Below are 17735 nucleotides of genomic sequence, written 5' to 3' on the forward strand. Positions count from 1 at the left end.
CTACTTCAGATACGCGCCGGCGACCTGCAGCGACCCGCTCCCCGACCGCTCGCCGCTGACCATGATCGCGAAGGCCTGATCGCCGCGGTAGCCGATGAACCAGCCCGGGCCCTGCGGGCCGTTGGTACCCACGAGTCCCTTGGCCTTGGTCGCGACCAGGTCGCCGCCGTCGCCCGACGGGGAGACGGTGGCGTCCATCTTCGCCCGCACCGCCGTGAGGATCTTCTCGTCCACGTCGCCGAGCGGCGCGCTGGGCTTCGCGGTCTGCCCCTGCACGACATAGGGCGCGGTGGTCTTGCCCTTGGCGATGGCGGAGGCGAAGACGGCCATGCCGAAGGGGCTCGCCTTGACGGTGTCCGCACCCAGCTCCGCCGCGCCGCGCCCATCCGTGCCCGGCAATTCCGCGGTCCTGGTCTTCACCCCGGTCATGGCGAAATCGGTCCCCATGCCCAACGGCGCGAGGAGCTTCGCCTGCTTACCGGCGTCGTTCCCGGCGGCGGCGTTGACCTCGCTGTACAGCGGCGCGAGCACCGGCCCGGTGGTCGAGAGCCCCGTCAGCGCCCAGTCCGTCGCGATCGCGCTGGCCTGCGTGTTCTGCGCGGCCGCGAGCACCGCACCGGTGGAGACGGAGACCACGACCATCGCGGCAGGCTGCCCCAGCTGGACCACGGCGTTCTCCACGTCGAGCTGCACCTTCGGATCCATCGCGGTCCGCAGGTCCGGTCCGGGCGGCCCCTGGAAGCCGACGATCTTCGTGGGCGGCTTCCCGTTCGTGATCAGCTGGACCTCCCAGCCGGCGGTGGCGTCGCGATTGGCCTGCCACGCGCCCTTGATCCCCTCGAAGAGCGGCGAGAAGAGCTGGCGGTTGGCGATCAGCAGATCACCCGCGGTGGTGTCCTGCAGGCCCGGGACGGCCGTGAGGGCGTCGCCGAGCACGCCGTAGTCGTCGTCGCGCAGGTCGACGACGGGCACCGGCTTACCGGGATCCGCCTTCGCTTTCGCAGCAAGGGACTCGGGGGTGACCAGCGGCGCCACCGGGGAGACGATCTTCGCGACCCGGTTCAGACTGTCGGTGAGGTTCTTGGTCTTGTTCGGGTCGACGGTCAGCCGGTGCACCGTGCCGGCGAACATCAGCTCGGACTTGTCGGCGGCGAAGACCTTCGGCGCCTTCGCGTCGGTGCGGATCTGCCGGATCGCCGTGTCGGGGGTGAGCCCGGGCGCCAGCACCGCGGGGTCCCAGGAGATGCGCCAGCCGATCGACAACTGCGAGGCGCTGCCCTTGGTGGTGTAGTCCCAGTCCCGGCCGTCGCCGAAGTTCCAGTGCGTCTTCACGTCGAAGGTGGCGTTGCCCCCGGAGTAGCGCTGCACGTTGGAGGCCTTGACCTCCACGGTCTTCGCATTCATGTCGCGCAGGGTGCGACCGATGACGCCGCCCGCCGCGTCGGGCGAGGAGGTGTAAGCGGCGGCCGCGACGGCCTTGCCCTCACCGAGGGCCGAGGCGTAGCCGTCGAGCATCTTCTGCACATCCGCGGAGGCGCTGTCGCCGCAGGCGGCGAGTCCGGACCCGAGCGCGAGTAGGAGAGCGGAGACCACCGCGGCGGAGCCGTACCGTGCCCGCCCGCTTCGCCTCACACCGGTCTCCTCGCTGCTCACATGTCGTTCGGCATCCCTGGCCGCGGAGTTTACCTTTCCGTACATGCCATCCTTGGGATATGGATCGGTTGATGCGCTCCGAGGACCGCGCGGCATCGTCTATGACGGGCGTGCGGTCACGGCACTGCTTCTCGTTCGGCGACCACTACGATCCGGACAATACGCACCACGGCGTCCTCCTGGCCTGTAACGCCGAGCAGGTCGCAGCGGGTACGGGCTTCGACACGCATCCGCACCGCGCCGTCGAGATCGTCACCTGGGTGCTGTCCGGTTCCCTCGTCCATCAGGACAGCGAGGGACACGCCGGGCTGGTCCATCCGGGACTCGCGCAGCGCATGAGCGCGGGCACCGGCGTGCTCCACTCCGAGCGCAACGACCGCCCCGACCCCGCGGGCGCAGACGTCCGGTTCGTCCAGATGTGGGTCCTGCCCGACGAGCCGGGCGGCGCACCGTCGTACGAACAGCGCGAGGTGGACGCCGACCTGGCCGCGGGCGGACTGGTCCCGGTCGCCTCCGGCGATCCCGCGCAGGACGCGGCCATCCGGATCGGCAATCGCGGCGCCACCCTGTTCGCGGCACGCCTGGCGCCGGGCGGCACCGTCGACCTGCCCGAGGCGCCCTTCGGGCACCTCTACGTCGCCCGCGGCGCCGCGGACGTCGAGGGTCCGGGTCTGCTGTCCGACGGTGACTCGCTGCGCACCGTCGGGGATGCGCGGCGCGTGATCGCCGGGCCCGACGGTGCCGAGGTCCTGTTCTGGCGCATGCGGACCCGCCTGGGCGGCTGATCCCGCCCGGGCCACCGGCCCGGGCGGAGAGCGCTACGCCAGCGGGCGGTCCGAGGGGACCACGAGGTAGCTGGGCCGCTTCGGGTCGATGAGCACGTGCTGCGGCCGGAACTGCGTCTCGGAGGTCACGGGCCCCACGGTCATCGACTTGATCAGGTTCAGCGCGAAGACGTCGACCCGCAGCCGGTGGCCCGGCTTGAGGACGGCGCTCGTCGCGTGCGTCGCGATGTCGAGCTCGACCACCTGACGGGGCTTGACCAGCTGCCGCTGCTTGATGTCGAGCTGGTAGTACGGCGCGGTGTAATCGCCACCCGCGGTGCGGATGCTGCGCGCCTCGTCGACCTGCCGGAGCGAGGTGGTCAGCTGCCCGGAGCTGATGACCTCGGACCGGCCGTCGGGCGAGACGTCGGTGACCATGACGCTCCAGTACGCGTCCTTCGCGTCCTGGGTGGTGGTCAGGTGCAGGTTGATCGGGCCCGAGACCACGGTCGATTTCGCGACCGGTTTCGAGCTGAACGTCAGACCGTTCATCTCCGCCACCCGGTTGTCCGCGGCGCAGCCCTGGAAGACCAACAGGCCGAACATCGCCTGACCGGTGTCGTTGGAGCACAACGTGGTCAGGCCGGGGCCGACGGTGCGCCGCGCCGCGATCTTCGGCGGTGCGGTCTGCAGGCTGTTGTCGCTGAGCGATCCGGGCGCCGAGCCCGACGCGAGGCTGGAGAGGTACATGCGCTGGTACTTCTGGCCCGGCTCGGGGAAGGTGTCGCCCTGCCACCAGCCGCCGCCCTTGCGGTGCACGGTGACCGGGGCGTAGTTGTCGATGCCGTTGTCGGCGTCCTTGAGCCACTTGTCGAACCAGGCCTTCTGGAGCACGTCGGCACGGGTGGGCTGGTTCACGCCGCCCATGTCGTGCGTGACCGTGACGTGGTACGCGTCGCCCATGATGAGCTTCTTCTTGCTCGGCGGGAGGCTGCTCAGCTCCGTCGGGAGCCGCCACTCGGTGTTGGTGAACAGGTCGTGCCAGCCGCCGAGCGCGAAGGTCGGGGTGGTGATCTTGTCGAGCGGGGTGCGGTAGGCCTTGCGGAGCGGCGAGTCCTTGTCGATCAGTTCCTTGGTCTTCGGGTCCAGTTGCTCGACGGTGGGCGAGAAGACGCCGGACAGCAGTTGGGGCACGAAGACGGCGGGGTTCTGCAACCGGTCGCGCAGCCAGGTCCAGTCGAACGTGCCGTTGAGCATCGAGCGCACGTCGGGGACGAACTTGAGGATGTTGACCAGCGCGAGCCACGGTCCGAGGAAGCCGACGCCGAGGCCGCCACCCGGGGCGATGATGTCGGCCGCGAGGTCGGCGCCGGGCACCACCGGGAACAGCGCCTGCAGGCCCTTCGGGTTCTTCGACGCGACCTGCAGCTGGTTGATGCCGGAGTACGAGACGCCGGTCATGCCCATGCGGCCGTTGGTCCAGGGCTGGTTCCGTACCCAGTCGAGCACCTCGACGGTGTCCTGCTGCTCGCGGTCGGCGAAGACCTGCCAGACGCCCTGCGAGTTGCCGGTGCCGCGCACGTCGACCACGACCTGCGTGTAGCCGTTCTGCACGAGCTTGCGGTCGACGCCCGTGAAGGAGTTCGCCATGCCGCCGTTGAGGACGTCGCGCAGGTCGTTCACGCCCGCGATCGGCGTGCCGGCGAAGTTGAAGACGTTGAGGATCCCGATCAGCGCGTCGGAGAGCACCGGGGTGTTCACGGCGATCTGCGCCAACGCGCTCACGAACTTCGTGTAAGGCGTCATGTTGACGACCGTCGGGGTCTTCGTCGTGATCGCGCGGCCCGCCGCATCGGCGGGGCGGAAGACGTTCGCCTTGAGGACGGTCCCGTCGGACATCCGGATCGGGACGTCCCAATCCACGGTCATGCCCGGATACTGCGTCGGGCCGTCGTGCGAGGCGATCCATTCCGGGTTGATCATCCCCGCGACGCCGGTACCCGGCTTCCAGGGTTCTGCGGCGGCCCGGGGGGCCAGACCCGGCGCGGTGATCGCCGTCACGATCAGCACGAATGCCGTGAGCAGCGCGGACAGGGTCAGCCGCAGACGCGGGCGAGTCAACCTCATCGAAAAGAATCCCCTCTAACTTCTCAGCTCCGCGTCAGGCTAACCCTCATTGCGGTTTGCGTCACCCCGCACGCTAACGGTGTGCCGCGTCATAGGGAATACTGACGAGTCACTTCTCCCACCATGTGGGATTCTGCGCACCGCACCCCCGCCGGCTACGGCAGCGGATTGTCCGAGGGCACCACCAGGTAGCTCGGCTGCTTCGGATCGATGACGACGTGCTGCGGCCGGAACTGCGTCTCCGCCGTCACCGGCCCGACGGTCATCGCCTTGATCAGATTCAGCGCGAAGACGTCCACGCGCAGCCGGTGCCCCGGCTTGAGGATCGCGCTGACGGCGTGGGTACCGATGTCGAGCTGCACCACCTGGCCCGGCGCGACCAGCTCCCGCTGCTTGATGTCGAGCTGGTAGTACGGGGAGGCGTAGTCGCCGTTCGCCGTCCGGATGCTGCGCGATTCGTCGATCTGTCGCAGCGAGGTGGTGAGCTGACCCGAACTGATCTTCTCGGACCGGCCATCGGGCGAGACGTCGGTGACGATCACGCTCCAGTAGGCATCGCGGGCGTCCTGAGTGGTGTTGAGCCTCAGGTTGATCGGACCGGAGATGACCGTCGGTGTGGCGACCGGCTTCGACGTGAACGTGAGTCCGTTCATCTCCGCCACCCGGGTGTCCCTCGTACACCCGGTGAAGACGAGAAGGCCGAACATCGCCTGCCCCGTGTCGTCGGAGCACAGGGTCGACAGCCCCGGGCCGACGGTGCGTCGCGCCGCGATCCTCGGCGGCGCGGTCTGCAGGCTGTTGTCGGACAGCGCCGTCGGCGCAGTACCCGAGGGCAGGCTCGAGAGGTACATGCGCTGATACTTCTGATCCGGCTCGGGGAACGTGTCGCCCTGCCACCAGCCGCCGCCCTTGCGATGCACCGTGACCGGGGCGTAGTTGTCGATCCCGTTGTCGGCGTCCTTGAGCCACTTGTCGAACCACGCCTTCTGCAACACGTCGGCACGGGTCGGCTGGTTCACCCCGCCCATATCGCTGGAGACGGTGGCATGGGCCACGTCCCCCATGATGAGCTTCTTCTTGCTCGGCGGCAGCGCGCTCAGATCCTTGGGCATGCGCCATTCCGTGTTGGTGAACAGGTCGTTCCACCCGCCGAGGGTGAACGTCGGGGTGGTGATCTTGTCGAGCGGCGTGCGGAACGCTGCTCGTAGGGGTGAATCCTTGTCGATGAGTTGCCTGGTCGTGGGTGTCAGCCCCTCCACCGTGGGAGAGAAGACACCGGACAGGAGTTCGGGCACGAAGACCGCGGGGTTCTGCAACCGGTCCTGCAGCCATTTCCAGTCGAAGGTGCCGTTGAGGAGCGAGCGCAGGTCGGGGATGAACTTGAGGATGTTGACGATCGCGAGCCACGGGCCGATGAAGCCGACACCCAGACCACCGCCGGGCGCGACGATGTCAGCCGCGATGTCCGCCCCGGGCACCACCGGGAACAGCGCCTGCAGCCCCTTCGGGTTCTTCGACGCGACCTGCAGCTGATTGATGCCCGAGTACGAGACACCCGTCATACCCATGCGGCCGTTCGTCCACGGCTGATTGCGCACCCAATCGAGCACCTCGACGGTGTCCTGCTGCTCGCGGTCGGCGAACACCTGCCACACGCCCTGCGAATTGCCGGTACCGCGCACGTCCACCACGACCTGCGTGTACCCGTTCTGCACCAGCTTGCGATCCACGCCCGTGAACGAATTCATCACCCCGCCGTTGAGGACGTCGCGCAGGTCGTTCACGCCCGCGATCGGCGTGCCGGCGAAGTTGAACACATTGAGGAAGCCGATGAGCGCATCGGACAACACGGGAGTGTTCACCGCGATCTGCGCCAACGCGCTCACGAACTTCGTGTAAGGCGTCATGTTGACGACCGTCGGGGTCCTCGTCGTGATCGCACGACCCGCCGCATCCGCCGGACGGAAGACGTTCGCCTTGAGGACGGTCCCGTCGGACATCCGGATCGGAACATCCCAATCCACCGTCATGCCCGGATACTGCGTCGGACCGTCGTGCGCAGCGATCCACTCCGGGTTGATCATCCCCGCCACGCCGGGGCCCGGCTTCCACGGCTCCGCGGCGGCGCGGTCGGCACCCCCGGGGATCACAGCCGTGGTGCCGACGAGCAGAAGCGCCGCGAACAGCGCGGACAGGGCGTGCCGCAGGCGCGGACGAGTCGACCTCATCGAAAGAATCCCCTCTAACTTTCCAGCTGCACGAGCAGACTAACCCACATTGCGATTCGCGTCACTCCACATCTCGGATCCGCTGTGGTCGGGAAAACGCCGGCGATCCGCGATCCCACTGTCCGGGACCACCGGGGAACCGACTGGCAGGATGGAACGGTGACCACCTCCCCCGCTCTGGACCTCAGCCACGTCGACACCGGCATCCGCGTGCAGGACGACCTGTTCGGGCACGTCAACGGCGCCTGGCTGGACACGCACGAGATCCCTGCCGACCGCTCGACCGACGGCGCCTTCTACGCCCTCCGCGACGCCGCGGAGGCGGACGTCCGCGCCATCGTCGAGGACTGCGCGGCCCGCCCGGACGCGACCGGCGACGCCGCCCGCATCGGCGATCTGTACGCCGGCTTCATGGACACCGCGGGCATCGCCGCCGCCGGGCTCGCCCCGCTGGCCGACGAGCTCACCGAGGTCCGCTGGGTGCGCTCGCAGGAGGAGCTGACCACCGTGCTCGGCCGCCTGCAGCGCACGGGCGTGAGCGGCCTGATCGGCTACTACGTGGACACCGACGCCAAGCGCTCGGACCGCTACCTGGTGAACCTGGTGCAGAGCGGCCTCTCCCTGCCCGACGAGGCGTACTACCGCGAGGAGCAGTACGCGCCCGTGCGGGAGAAGTTCGCCCGGCACGTCGCCGCGACCTTCCGACTGGCCGCCGAGGCGCTCGAAGGCATCGTGGCGCCGGGCGAGGAGGACGCCGCCGCCGCGCAGGTCCTCGACCTGGAGACCGCGATCGCCGCCGGTCACTGGGACGTGGTCGCCCGTCGCGATGCCGACAAGGGCTACAACCTGCGCACCTTCGCCGAGCTCTCGACCGAGGCGCCCGGGCTCGCGCCCACGGCGTGGGTCGCCGCCGTCACCGGCGTGGAGAACTCCGCGGCCTTCACCGAGGTGAACGTCCGCCAGCCCTCCTTCGCCGCGCACGCCGCGACGCTCCTCGCCGATCGCCCGGTCGACCAGTGGCGGGTGTGGCTCGCCTGGCGCGTACTGCACGCGCGGAGCCCCTTCCTCACCGACGCCCTGGTCGACGAGCATTTCGCCTTCTACGGCACCGTGCTCACCGGCACGCCGGAGATCCGCGAGCGCTGGAAGCGCGGGGTCACCCTCGTCGAGCAGTACTTGGGCTTCGCGGTCGGCAAGCTGTACACGGCACGGCACTTCCCGGCCGAGTCCAAGGAGCGGATGCAGGCGCTCGTCGCCGACCTCGTCGAGGCCTACCGCCGCCGGATCACCGACCTCGAGTGGATGACCCCGGCCACGCGCGAGCGCGCGCTGGAGAAGCTCGGCAAGTTCACGCCGAAGATCGGCTACCCGGACTCCTCGCGCGATTACTCCACACTGGAGATCCGCCGCGACGACCTCGTGGGCAACGTGCGCCGCGGCGAGGCCTACGAGCACGACCGGGAATTCGCGAAGATCGGCGCGCCCGTGGACCGCGACGAGTGGTTCATGACTCCGCAGACCGTGAACGCCTACTACAACCCCGGCATGAACGAGATCGTCTTCCCCGCCGCGATCCTGCAGCCGCCCTTCTTCTCCCCCGACGCCGACGACGCCGTCAACTACGGCGGCATCGGCGCGGTGATCGGGCACGAGATCGGCCACGGTTTCGACGATCAGGGCGCCAAGTACGACGGGGACGGCAACCTCGAGGACTGGTGGACCGACGCCGACCGCGAGGAGTTCGGCACCCGCACCCGCGCCCTCATCGAGCAGTACGACGCCCTCGTCCCACGTGAGCTCGCCGGCTCGGAGCACCACGTCAACGGCGGCTTCACGGTGGGCGAGAACATCGGCGATCTCGGCGGGCTCGGCATCGCCCTCGTCGCCTACGGGATCGCCCGGGAGCGGGCGGGCGGCACCGTCGACGACGAGTCCACCCGCATCGACGGCCTGACCGGGCTGCAGCGGCTGTTCTTCAGTTGGGGCGTCGTCTGGCGCGGCAAATCCCGGCCCGAGGAGGCCATCCGCCGGCTCGCGATCGACCCGCACTCGCCCGCCGAATTCCGTTGCAATGCCATCGTCTCGAACCTCGACGAGTTCTACACCGCATTCGGTGTCAGTGCCGGGGATCGCCTGTTTTTAGACCCGGACCGCCGCGTCTCGATATGGTAATCACCTATCAGTAACGACCGACGAACGTTCCCGTCCAGCAACCGGCGGATACCCAAGGAGTAGCCCCGTGTCGAAACGGCACGGAGAACGGGTGGCCGTGCCTCATCGCAAACAGTCCAGTGAACAACTCCCCTCCGTCCTCGGTGTCGTCCTCGAGTCACCAGAGGTCCCGCTCGAGGAACTGACCCTCAGCGAGAGGATGGGCGAGATCGCGAGGCTGCTGCGGGAGCAGTCGTCGGACTCCGAATCGCTGTTGACCGCCGCCACCCAGTTCGCGGTCGATCAGGTGCCGGGCGCGGACTTCGCATCCGTGACGCTCGTCGATCCCAAGGGCGGCATCTCCCACCCCGTGGTGATCGGTGAGGAGGCGCAGCGCGTCGCCGACGTGCAGCGCGACCTGGAGGAAGGCCCCAGCGTCGGCGCGACCTTCGAGTCGACCACGATCCTCCTGCTCGAGGACACCGCCACCGACGACCGCTGGCCGCGGTTCGCCGCGGCCGCCAACGCCGCGGGCGTGCGTTCGATCCTCTCCTTCTGCCTGTACGTGCAGAACGACGCCTACGGCACGCTCGATCTCATGGCGCGTGAGCCGCACTCCTTCGACGCCGAGTCCATCTCGATCGGCTCGCTCTACGCCGTGCACGCGGCAGTCGCCTTCTCGGCGGTCCGCGAGAAGGAGCAGATCCGGGCGGCGCTCACCACTCGCGACGTCATCGGCCAGGCCAAGGGCATGATCATGGAGCGCTACAAGCTCGATTCCGACGCCGCCTTCCGCCTCCTCGCCCGCCTCTCGCAGGACAGCAACGTCCGCCTCGCCGAGGTCGCCGAGCAGGTCATCGAGGCCGGCCCGGAGTAGGCCCGACGGTCCGCCGCCCTCGCGGACGTCGATGAACACACCGCTGGTCCGTGTGGGATCTGCGGAATCTTCGTGAACAGATCCCGCTCTCCTATCGCAACAACGTGACATCTATGGTTGTCTGGCATTTGCCGGCGAGCCGTGGACACCTCCCAGACCTCGGCGTCGGCAGACGTCTCACGAGAAGAGGGAGATCATGACCACCAACCCTACGAACGACCCGTTCGCCGCGGGCCGCTCGATCGCCGATGACATCCGCGGCTTCGCCTCCGAGGTCGCCAAGCGGTCCTGGCAGACCGCGATCGCGGTCGGCGCCGTCGCCGTGATCCTCGGCATCGTGCTCTTCGCCTGGCCGTCGCCCACCCTGCACGTGGTGGCGATCCTGTTCGCCCTGTACCTGCTCATCACGGGCATCCTGCAGGTCGTCTCGACCTTCGGAATCCTGCAGTCGCAGAGCTTCTGGTGGCGGCTGCTCACGTTCCTCTCCGGCGCGGTCTCGATCGTGCTGGCGATCGTCGCCTTCCGCGACGTCGTCGAGTCGCTGGTGCTCCTCGCCATCTGGATCGGCGTGGGCTGGATCTTCCGCGGCGTCGCGGGCCTGTCGCTGTACACCGACTTCCCGAAGGGCGCGCCCGGCAAGGTCTGGGGCATCATCCTCGCGGTCATCTCGATCGCGGCCGGCGCCTTCGTGGTGATCTACCCGTACGACTCGATCCCGTCGCTGGTGCTGGCCACCGGCATCGTGCTGATCGTGCTCGGCCTGGTCGAGATCTTCCACGGCATCCAGATCCGTTCCACGATCAACCGCCTGCACCCGCAGGTCTGATCCTGCCCGGCCCGCACCCACGGGCCCTGCCGGGCTCACCCCCTGCAGACGAAAGGGCCGGCACCGTCGCGATGACGGTGCCGGCCCTTTCGGTGTTCACGCCCGGTGGCGGTGAGTCCTACTCGTAGGTCTCGCCGGCCTCGGCCTTGGCGACCAGCGAGGCGGGCGGGGTGAACTGCTCGCCGTACTTCGCGGCCAGGGCGTTCGCCTGGGCGACGAAGGCCTTCGGGCCGGTGAGGCCCTCGGCGGGCGTGCCCGGGCGGCCCTCGTAGCCGTTGATGTACTGCAACACGCCACCGGTCCAGGCCGGGAAGCCGATGCCGAAGATCGAGCCGATGTTGGCGTCGGCGACGGACGTGAGCACGCCCTCGTCGAAGCACCGGACGGTCTCGATCGACTCGATGAAGAGCATGCGCTCCTGGAGCTCGGCGAAGTCCGGCTTCACGGAGCCCGACTTGAAGTGCTCCTGGAAGCCCTGCCACAGGCCGGTGCGCTTGCCGTCGGCGTAGTCGTAGAAGCCCGCGCCGTCCTTCTTGGACGTGCGGCCGTTCTCGACCATCCAGTCGACCACGGCGAAGGCGCCGTGCTGCGGCACGTCCTTGCCCTCGGCCTTGAGCGCCGTCTCGGTGGCGAGGCGGATCTTCTGCATCAGGGTGAGCGTGAGCTCGTCCGTCAGCTGCAGCGGCGGCGCCGGGTAGCCGGCCTGCGCGCCCGCCTGCTCCAGGTACACCGGGTCCACGCCCTCACCGATGGCCGCGAGGGCCTCGTTGATGAACGTGCCGATCACGCGCGAGGTGAAGAAGCCGCGGCTGTCGTGGACGACGATCGGGGTCTTCTTGATCTGCAGGGTGTAGTCGATGACCTTCGCCAGCACGGCGTCGGAGGTCTTCTCGCCCTTGATGATCTCCACCAGCGGCATCTTGTCGACGGGGCTGAAGAAGTGGATGCCGATGAAGTCCTCGGAGCGCTTGACGCCCTCGGCGAGGATGGTGATCGGCAGGGTCGAGGTGTTGGAGCCGAGGATGGCGTCGGGCTCGACGATGTCCTCGATCTCCTGGAAGACCTTGTTCTTGACCTCGACGGACTCGAACGCGGCCTCGATGACGAGGTCGACGCCCTGGAAGTCCTGCGGGTCGACGGTGGGCGTGATGCGCGCCAGCAGCGCGTCGGACTTCTCCTGCGTGGTGCGGCCCTTGGCCAGCGCCTTCGCCTCGAGCTGCTCCGAGTACGCCTTGCCGCGCTTGGCGGCCTCGATGTCGATGTCCTTGAGGACGACCTCGATGCCGGCCTTGGCCGAGACGTACGCGATCGCCGCGCCCATCATGCCGGCGCCGATGACGCCGACCTTCTTGGCCTGGTACTTCTCGAAGCCGTCGGGGCGCGAGCCGCCGCCGTTGATGTGCTGCAGGTCGAAGAAGAAGGCCTTGATCATGTTCTTCGACACCTGGCCGGTGGCCAGCTTGGTGAAGTAGCGCGACTCGATCTCGAGCGCGGTGTCGAAGTCGACGTAGGTGCCCTCGAACGCGGCGGCCATGATGGCCTCCGGCGCCGGCATCGGCGCGCCCTTGAGCTGCTTGCGCAGGTTGGCCGGGAAGGCCGGGGCGTTGGGGGCCAGCGTCTTGTCGATCGGCGAGCCGCCGGGGATGCGGTGGCCCTTGACGTCCCAGGGCTGCACGCCGCCCTCGGGGTTGGCTTTGATCCACGCCTTGGCGGCGGGGAGCAGCTCGTCGACGGTGCCGACGACCTCGTTGACGAGGCCGGTCTGCTGCGCCTTGGTCGGGTTCATCTGGGTGCCCTGGAGCAGCACGCCCATGAGCGCGCCCTGCAGGCCGAGCATCCGGACGGTGCGGGTCACGCCGCCACCACCGGGGAGCAGGCCCAGGCTGACCTCGGGGAGGCCGATCTTGCTGCCCTTGGCATCCGCGGCGATGCGGTAGTTGGCGGCGAGGGCGATCTCGAGGCCGCCGCCGAGCGCGGCGCCGTTGATGGCGGCTACAACGGGCTTGGGCAGCTTCTCCAGGCGACGCAGATCCTTCTTGATCTCCTGGACGTTGTCGAAGACCTGCTGCGCGTCGGCCTTGGTGGCCTTGCGGATCTCGGTCAGGTTGCCGCCGGCGAAGAAGGTCTTCTTCGCGGAGGTGATCACGACACCGGTGATCGACTCGACCTCGGCCTCGAGGCGGTCGACGGTGGCGCGCATGGACGTGCCGTACAGCTCGTTCATGGTGTTCGCGGAGCTGGTCGGGTCGTCCATCGTCAGCACGACGATGCCGTCGGCATCCTGCTCCCAGCGGATCATGTTGTCAGACATGTTTTCTCTAGTCTCCTGTTGTTCCGGCGGGCGTCAGACGCGCTCGATGATGGTGGCCGAGCCCATGCCGCCGGCGATGCACAGCGTGATGAGGCCGTAGCGGCCGCCCGTGCGCTCCAGCTCGTCGAGCACGGTGCCCACCAGCATGGCGCCGGTGGCGCCGAGGGGGTGGCCGAGCGCGATGGCGCCGCCGTTGACGTTGACCTGCTCGCGGTCGAGCTTGAAGTCCTTCATCCACTTCAGGACGACCGAGGCGAAGGCCTCGTTCAGCTCCCAGACGTCGATGTCGTCCTTGGTCAGGCCCGCCTTGGCGAGGACCTTCTCGGTGGCCGGCGTAGGGCCGGTCAGCATGATCGTCGGGTCGGCACCCGTCGACGCGGTGGCGACGATGCGGCCGCGCGGGGTCAGGCCGGCCTTCTTGCCGCCGGCCTCGTTGCCCACGAGGACCAGCGCGGCACCGTCGACGATGCCCGAGCTGTTGCCGCCGGTGTGGACGTGGTTGATCTTCTCGACCGTGTTGTAGCGCTGCAGCGCGACGGCGTCGAAGCCGCCCATCTCACCGACCACGGTGAAGGCGGGCTTGAGCTTGCCGAGGTCGGCGGCGGTGGTGCCGGGACGACGGTGCTCGTCGTTGTCGAGCACGACGAGGCCGTTCTGGTCCTTGACCGGCACGACGGACTTGGCGAAGCGACCCTCGTCCCAGGCCTTCGCGGCGAGCTCCTGCGACTGCGCCGAGTACTCGTCGACGTCGTCGCGGGAGAAGCCCTCGATGGTGGCGATCAGGTCGGCGCCGATGCCCTGGGGCGCGATGTAGTTGTCGTAGCTGTACTGCGGGTCGTAGAACAGGGCGCCGAAGTCGGAGCCCATCGGGACGCGCGACATCGACTCCACGCCGCCGGCGAGGACCAGGTCGTCACCGAGGCCGGAGCCGACCTTCTGGCCGGCGATGTTGGTGGCCTCGAGGCCCGAGGCGCAGAAGCGGTTGATCTGCACGCCCGCGACGGTGTCCGGCAGGCCGGCCACGATGGAGGCGGTGCGGGCGATGTCGGCGCCCTGCTCACCCACGGGCGAGACCACGCCGAGCACGATGTCGTCGATGGCCGCCGGGTCGAGGTTCTCGTTCCGGTCCTTGATCTCGTCGATCAGGCCGACGACCAGGTCGGTGGGCTTGATCGCGGTCAGCGAGCCGTTCTTGAGCTTGCCACGGGGCGTACGGATCGCCTCGTAGATGAATGCGTCAGACACTTGGTCTTCCCGTCCTTTCGAAGAAGGTGTTTCCAGCCCCCGCGGATGCCACGGAGCCCGTCACTCCTACAGGCTAACCGTCTGTAGCTTAATCCGCTAGATCGGCAGGTAGAAGTTCATCTTGAAGCCTCCACATGGGCTATTGTGACGTTAATCATGGCACCTGCAGCACGCACCGCGGGCACCCGCCTGCGCCCCGCCGAGCGACGTCGACAACTGGTCGACGTCGCCACCGCGCTGTTCCTCGAGCAGGGCTACGGCAAGGTCTCGGTCTCCGACATCGCGCGGGCCGCGGGGATCAGCGGCCCCAGCGTCTACCGGCACTTCCCGGACAAGGAGGCCATCCTCGCCGCCGCCATGCGCTCCGCGGTGGACGAGATGGCGGAGACCACCGCGCGGGTGCTCGCCCGCCCCGGCGCAACCTTCGACGACCTCTCCTCCGGGGTCTTCGCGATGGCGGTCTCCCGCCCCGGACCGCTGGCGCTATGGCGCTGGAACCGGCGTCACCTCACGGCTGAGCAGGCGCGCGAGATGATCGCCGCCAGCGAGTCCGTGCTGAGCTCGTGGACCGAGGTACTGCGCCGCGACCACCCCGAGCTCACCGACGACGACGCCCGCGTCCTCACCTGGGCCGTGCTCGCCGTCGGCGGCTCCGTTCCACCCAGCCGCGGCCGCATCGGGATCCGGCGCTACCGCGACGATCTCGAGGTGATCGCGCAGCGCGTGCTGCGCGCGGCACCGTCGACCGCGCCGGAACTCCCCGCTCCCCCCGCGCGCCGGGCGCCCGTGGTGCGCAGCGACGAGATCCTCGACGCCGCCTCCGAACTCTTCTTCTCCCGCGGGTACAGCGCCGTGAGCATGGACGACATCGGTGCGGCCGTGGGCATCTCGGGCCCCAGTGTGTACGGACACTTCCCGTCGAAGGGCTCGATCCTGGTGGGCATCGTCGCCCGGGCGCGCGCCGCGCTCGAGATCGGCGTCGTCGGCGCCGCCGCGGAGTCCGACGGTGACCCTCTCGCTGAACTGCGCTCGCTGGTGCGCTCCTACGCCGCGAACCTGGTGAGCTCCACCGATCTCGCGGTCGCCTTCACCGTGGGGCGGGAAGTCGTGATCGAATCCGGTGGCGAGGCACTGCTCGCCGCGCAGAAGGCGTACGTGGCGCGGTGGGTGGCCCTGCTCGCGGCCGGGTCCGACGAGGTCGACGCGCCGGGTGCGCGCATCGCCGTCGGCGCCGCCATGACGATCGCCAACGACTTCGCCCGCACCCGCCGCCTCCGCGGTCGCCCGCGCTTCCACGACGAGCTTGTCCACCTCGTGGACGCGGCTCTCGGCGTCTGATCGGTGCGCACGGTGACCGGATCGTTCCGGAGTGCGCCCGGACCGTGCCTGGCGCTGCAGAGCCCAGCACGGCATCGTCGGGCGGTATGAACGCACTACTCGTGGTCGACGTCCAAGAATCGTTCCGGCAGCGGCCGACATGGGCGGAGACATCCAACCCGGACATCGTCGACGACGTGAACCGGCTGGTGGACAGCGCCAGGAACAGGGGCGACCTCGTCGTCTGGGTCCTGCACAGCGAACCCGGTTCAGGCGGGGTGTTCGACCCCGACTCGGAGTTCCTCGTCCTGCAGCAGGGACTGGCCCCCGCGCCCGGAGACCCTGTGCTCACGAAGACCTCGCGTAACTGTTTCACCACCACCAACCTCGGCCAGATCCTGCAACAGCACGGCGTCCGGACGGTGACGATCTCGGGGATCCAGACCGAGCAGTGCTGTGAGACCACGGCCCGCCTGGCGGCCGACCTGGGATACGAGGTCGTCTTCGTCACCGAGGCGACCGCGACCTTCCCCATCACGCGTCCGGACACCGGCGCGGTACTCCCCGTCGACGCGATCATCGAGCGCACGGAGTTCGTGCTCGCTGGCAGGTTCGCCACGATCGCAACGCTCGACGAGGCGACCGCCTGACGTGCGAGACTCGACCCCGTGAGCACCGTCGCGTTCGTGCTGATGCCGGGAGTGCACGTCCTGGACGTCGCAGGGCCGGCGCACGCGTTCGGAGCAGCCGCGGATCTGGGGCATTCGTACCGCATGCGCTACCTCGGCGAGCACGGCACCGTCCTCAGCCACCAGGGGCTTCCGCTCGGCGCCGAGACCGCGCTCCCCGATCTCTCGCCCGACGACGTGGTTCTCGTGCCCGGTTGGCGCACGGCCACCGGCACGGTGCCCCTCTCCAGGTCCACACTCGACTGGATCGCGCGCCACCACGCCGAGGGCGGCACCGTCCTGTCCGTCTGCGCGGGCGCGTTCGCCCTCGGCGCCGCCGGGCTTCTCGACGGTCGACGATGCACGACACATCATGAACTGTGCGATCGTCTCGCCGCCCACGTTCCCCGCGCCGAGGTCGTGCGCGACGTCCTGCACGTGACCGACGGCCGGATCCGGACCTCCGCCGGTGTCGCGAGCGGGATCGACGCGACTCTCGCGATCCTCGCGGATCGGCACGGCGCCGGCGTCGGCGCGAAAGTCGCACGCGCGATGGTGGTCTACGCGCGGCGCAACGGGCACGCGCCACAACGGTCGGTCATGCTCGAACACCGCGATCACGTCAACGACACCGTGCACCGGGCACTCGACCTGATCGACACCGGGTTCTCGGGTCCGCTACCGCTCGATGACCTGGCGGCCGGTGTCGGCGTGAGCAGCCGCACCCTGACGCGCATGTTCGCCACGGAACTCGGCACCACGCCGCTGCGTTACCAGCAGTCGGTACGGCTCGAGCACGCCGACCTGCTCATCGGGCATGGCGCCACGATCGAGTCCGCGGCGCACGCGGTCGGCTTCACGGACGCCCGGATGCTACGTCGGCTCCGCAGCCGCGAGCGGGCCACTACCAGCGGTTGACGTGCAGCACGGTCTCGAGCGGAGCACGCTTGGCCGGCTTGAATTCCGTGCCCTTGGTGTACGCGACGGGCAGCAACACCCCCTGCCGGATGTTCGCCGGAATCCCCAGCGCCTCCGCGACCTCACGCTCGTACCCGAGGTGCAGCGTGGTCCATGCCGATCCCAGGCCGCGCTCGCGGAGGGCAAGTGCGAGGCTCCACGCGCCGGGGAGCAGCGATCCCCACAGCCCCGCCTGATTGCCCTCGGGCAGCTCCCCGCCGGGAACGTGGATCGCGCCGATCACCAGCGCAGGGACCTGTTCCATGACCTCGGCGAGGTAGGTCGCACTCGACGCGACCTTCTCCGCAGTCTCCAGATCCTTCGGCGGCTTCGCGGCCCGCGCCGCCGCACCGGCCTCCGCGTAGGCGAAGTAGGACTTGCGGTAGTACTCCGCCACGATCCTCTTGGGCTCGGGGTCGGTGAGCACGATCCAGTGCCAGCCCTGCGCATTGCTGCCCGACGGTGCCTGCAGGGCCACTTCGAGCGCGTCGGTGATCACCTCGAGCGGCACCGGCCGCTCCAGGTCGAGACGCTTGCGCACGGACCGGGTGGTGGTCAGTACCTCATCGGCGGACAGATCCAGGTGCGGGAACTCGGCGCTCATACCCTCG

The 17735-nt window shown here is 69.0% G+C and carries 13 protein-coding genes; 7 read left to right on the top strand and 6 right to left on the bottom strand.

The genetic code is table 11. The features are described from left to right. On the bottom strand, positions 1 to 1632 hold the full coding sequence (locus FK268_RS19575; RefSeq protein WP_158636168.1) for an NTF2-like N-terminal transpeptidase domain-containing protein: 1632 nt from the start codon (positions 1630 to 1632) through the stop codon (positions 1 to 3). 80 nt (positions 1633 to 1712) lie between these two features. Here FK268_RS19575 and FK268_RS19580 point away from each other — a divergent pair, with 80 nt between their 5' ends. After that, positions 1713 to 2438, top strand: a complete 726-nt coding sequence (locus FK268_RS19580) for a pirin family protein (protein ID WP_146437117.1) — start codon at positions 1713 to 1715, stop codon at positions 2436 to 2438. A 33-nt stretch (positions 2439 to 2471) separates the two neighbouring features. On the opposite strand, the gene FK268_RS19585 is transcribed toward FK268_RS19580, so the two are convergent. Further along, positions 2472 to 4544 (bottom strand): CocE/NonD family hydrolase, encoded by a 2073-nt coding sequence (locus FK268_RS19585; RefSeq protein ID WP_146437118.1) that lies wholly within the window; start codon positions 4542 to 4544, stop codon positions 2472 to 2474. A gap of 155 nt (positions 4545 to 4699) precedes the next feature. Further along, positions 4700 to 6772, bottom strand: coding sequence for a CocE/NonD family hydrolase (locus tag FK268_RS19590; protein WP_146437120.1), 2073 nt, complete (start codon positions 6770 to 6772; stop codon positions 4700 to 4702). A gap of 159 nt (positions 6773 to 6931) precedes the next feature. Between FK268_RS19590 and FK268_RS19595 the strand changes: the two genes are divergently transcribed. From FK268_RS19595 to FK268_RS19605, 3 genes are all read left to right on the top strand, one after another. Beyond that, positions 6932 to 8944 (top strand): M13 family metallopeptidase, encoded by a 2013-nt coding sequence (locus tag FK268_RS19595; protein ID WP_146437122.1) that lies wholly within the window; start codon positions 6932 to 6934, stop codon positions 8942 to 8944. Positions 8945 to 9011: 67 nt separating this feature from the next. Continuing rightward, positions 9012 to 9800 (top strand): GAF and ANTAR domain-containing protein, encoded by a 789-nt coding sequence (locus FK268_RS19600; protein ID WP_306461497.1) that lies wholly within the window; start codon positions 9012 to 9014, stop codon positions 9798 to 9800. A gap of 196 nt (positions 9801 to 9996) precedes the next feature. Further along, entirely contained in the window at positions 9997 to 10626 is a 630-nt protein-coding gene (locus FK268_RS19605; protein ID WP_146437125.1) for an HdeD family acid-resistance protein, read from the top strand. Between the two features lie 118 nt (positions 10627 to 10744). Here FK268_RS19605 and FK268_RS19610 read toward each other — a convergent pair whose 3' ends face one another. Both FK268_RS19610 and FK268_RS19615 read right to left on the bottom strand, forming a co-directional pair. Further along, positions 10745 to 12937 (bottom strand): 3-hydroxyacyl-CoA dehydrogenase NAD-binding domain-containing protein, encoded by a 2193-nt coding sequence (locus FK268_RS19610; protein WP_146437127.1) that lies wholly within the window; start codon positions 12935 to 12937, stop codon positions 10745 to 10747. Positions 12938 to 12970: 33 nt separating this feature from the next. Beyond that, positions 12971 to 14182 (bottom strand): acetyl-CoA C-acetyltransferase, encoded by a 1212-nt coding sequence (locus FK268_RS19615; protein ID WP_146437129.1) that lies wholly within the window; start codon positions 14180 to 14182, stop codon positions 12971 to 12973. Between the two features lie 156 nt (positions 14183 to 14338). Between FK268_RS19615 and FK268_RS19620 the strand changes: the two genes are divergently transcribed. The 3 genes from FK268_RS19620 (at position 14339) to FK268_RS19630 (ending at position 17085) form a co-directional block, all read left to right on the top strand. After that, a complete protein-coding gene (locus FK268_RS19620) occupies positions 14339 to 15520 on the top strand; it encodes a TetR/AcrR family transcriptional regulator (protein WP_146437131.1) in 1182 nt (393 codons plus the stop codon). A gap of 86 nt (positions 15521 to 15606) precedes the next feature. Continuing rightward, positions 15607 to 16149, top strand: coding sequence for a cysteine hydrolase family protein (locus FK268_RS19625; RefSeq protein WP_146437133.1), 543 nt, complete (start codon positions 15607 to 15609; stop codon positions 16147 to 16149). Between the two features lie 18 nt (positions 16150 to 16167). After that, positions 16168 to 17085 carry a GlxA family transcriptional regulator gene (locus tag FK268_RS19630; protein ID WP_146437134.1) on the top strand — a complete coding sequence of 306 codons (918 nt, stop codon included), beginning with the start codon at positions 16168 to 16170 and terminating at the stop codon, positions 17083 to 17085. On the opposite strand, the gene FK268_RS19635 is transcribed toward FK268_RS19630, so the two are convergent. Next, complete coding sequence (locus FK268_RS19635; RefSeq protein WP_146437136.1) at positions 17072 to 17728, bottom strand: nitroreductase family protein; 657 nt, start codon at positions 17726 to 17728, stop codon at positions 17072 to 17074. The genes FK268_RS19630 and FK268_RS19635 overlap by 14 nt on opposite strands. Between the last annotated feature and the right edge of the window lie 7 nt (positions 17729 to 17735).

It is taken from the genome of Tsukamurella sputi (assembly GCF_007858445.1).
GTDB classification, from domain to species: Bacteria; Actinomycetota; Actinomycetes; order Mycobacteriales; family Mycobacteriaceae; genus Tsukamurella; species Tsukamurella sputi.

Bases quoted from the DNA above. Each gene is read 5' to 3' on its own strand.
- FK268_RS19580 (WP_146437117.1), top strand. From the start codon at position 1,713: ATGGATCGGTTGATGCGCTCCGAGGACCGCGCGGCATCGTCTATGACG.
- FK268_RS19585 (WP_146437118.1), bottom strand. From the start codon at position 4,544: ATGAGGTTGACTCGCCCGCGTCTGCGGCTGACCCTGTCCGCGCTGCTC.
- FK268_RS19590 (WP_146437120.1), bottom strand. From the start codon at position 6,772: ATGAGGTCGACTCGTCCGCGCCTGCGGCACGCCCTGTCCGCGCTGTTC.
- FK268_RS19605 (WP_146437125.1), top strand. From the start codon at position 9,997: ATGACCACCAACCCTACGAACGACCCGTTCGCCGCGGGCCGCTCGATC.
- FK268_RS19610 (WP_146437127.1), bottom strand. From the start codon at position 12,937: ATGTCTGACAACATGATCCGCTGGGAGCAGGATGCCGACGGCATCGTC.
- FK268_RS19620 (WP_146437131.1), top strand. From the start codon at position 14,339: ATGGCACCTGCAGCACGCACCGCGGGCACCCGCCTGCGCCCCGCCGAG.
- FK268_RS19625 (WP_146437133.1), top strand. From the start codon at position 15,607: ATGAACGCACTACTCGTGGTCGACGTCCAAGAATCGTTCCGGCAGCGG.
- FK268_RS19635 (WP_146437136.1), bottom strand. From the start codon at position 17,728: ATGAGCGCCGAGTTCCCGCACCTGGATCTGTCCGCCGATGAGGTACTG.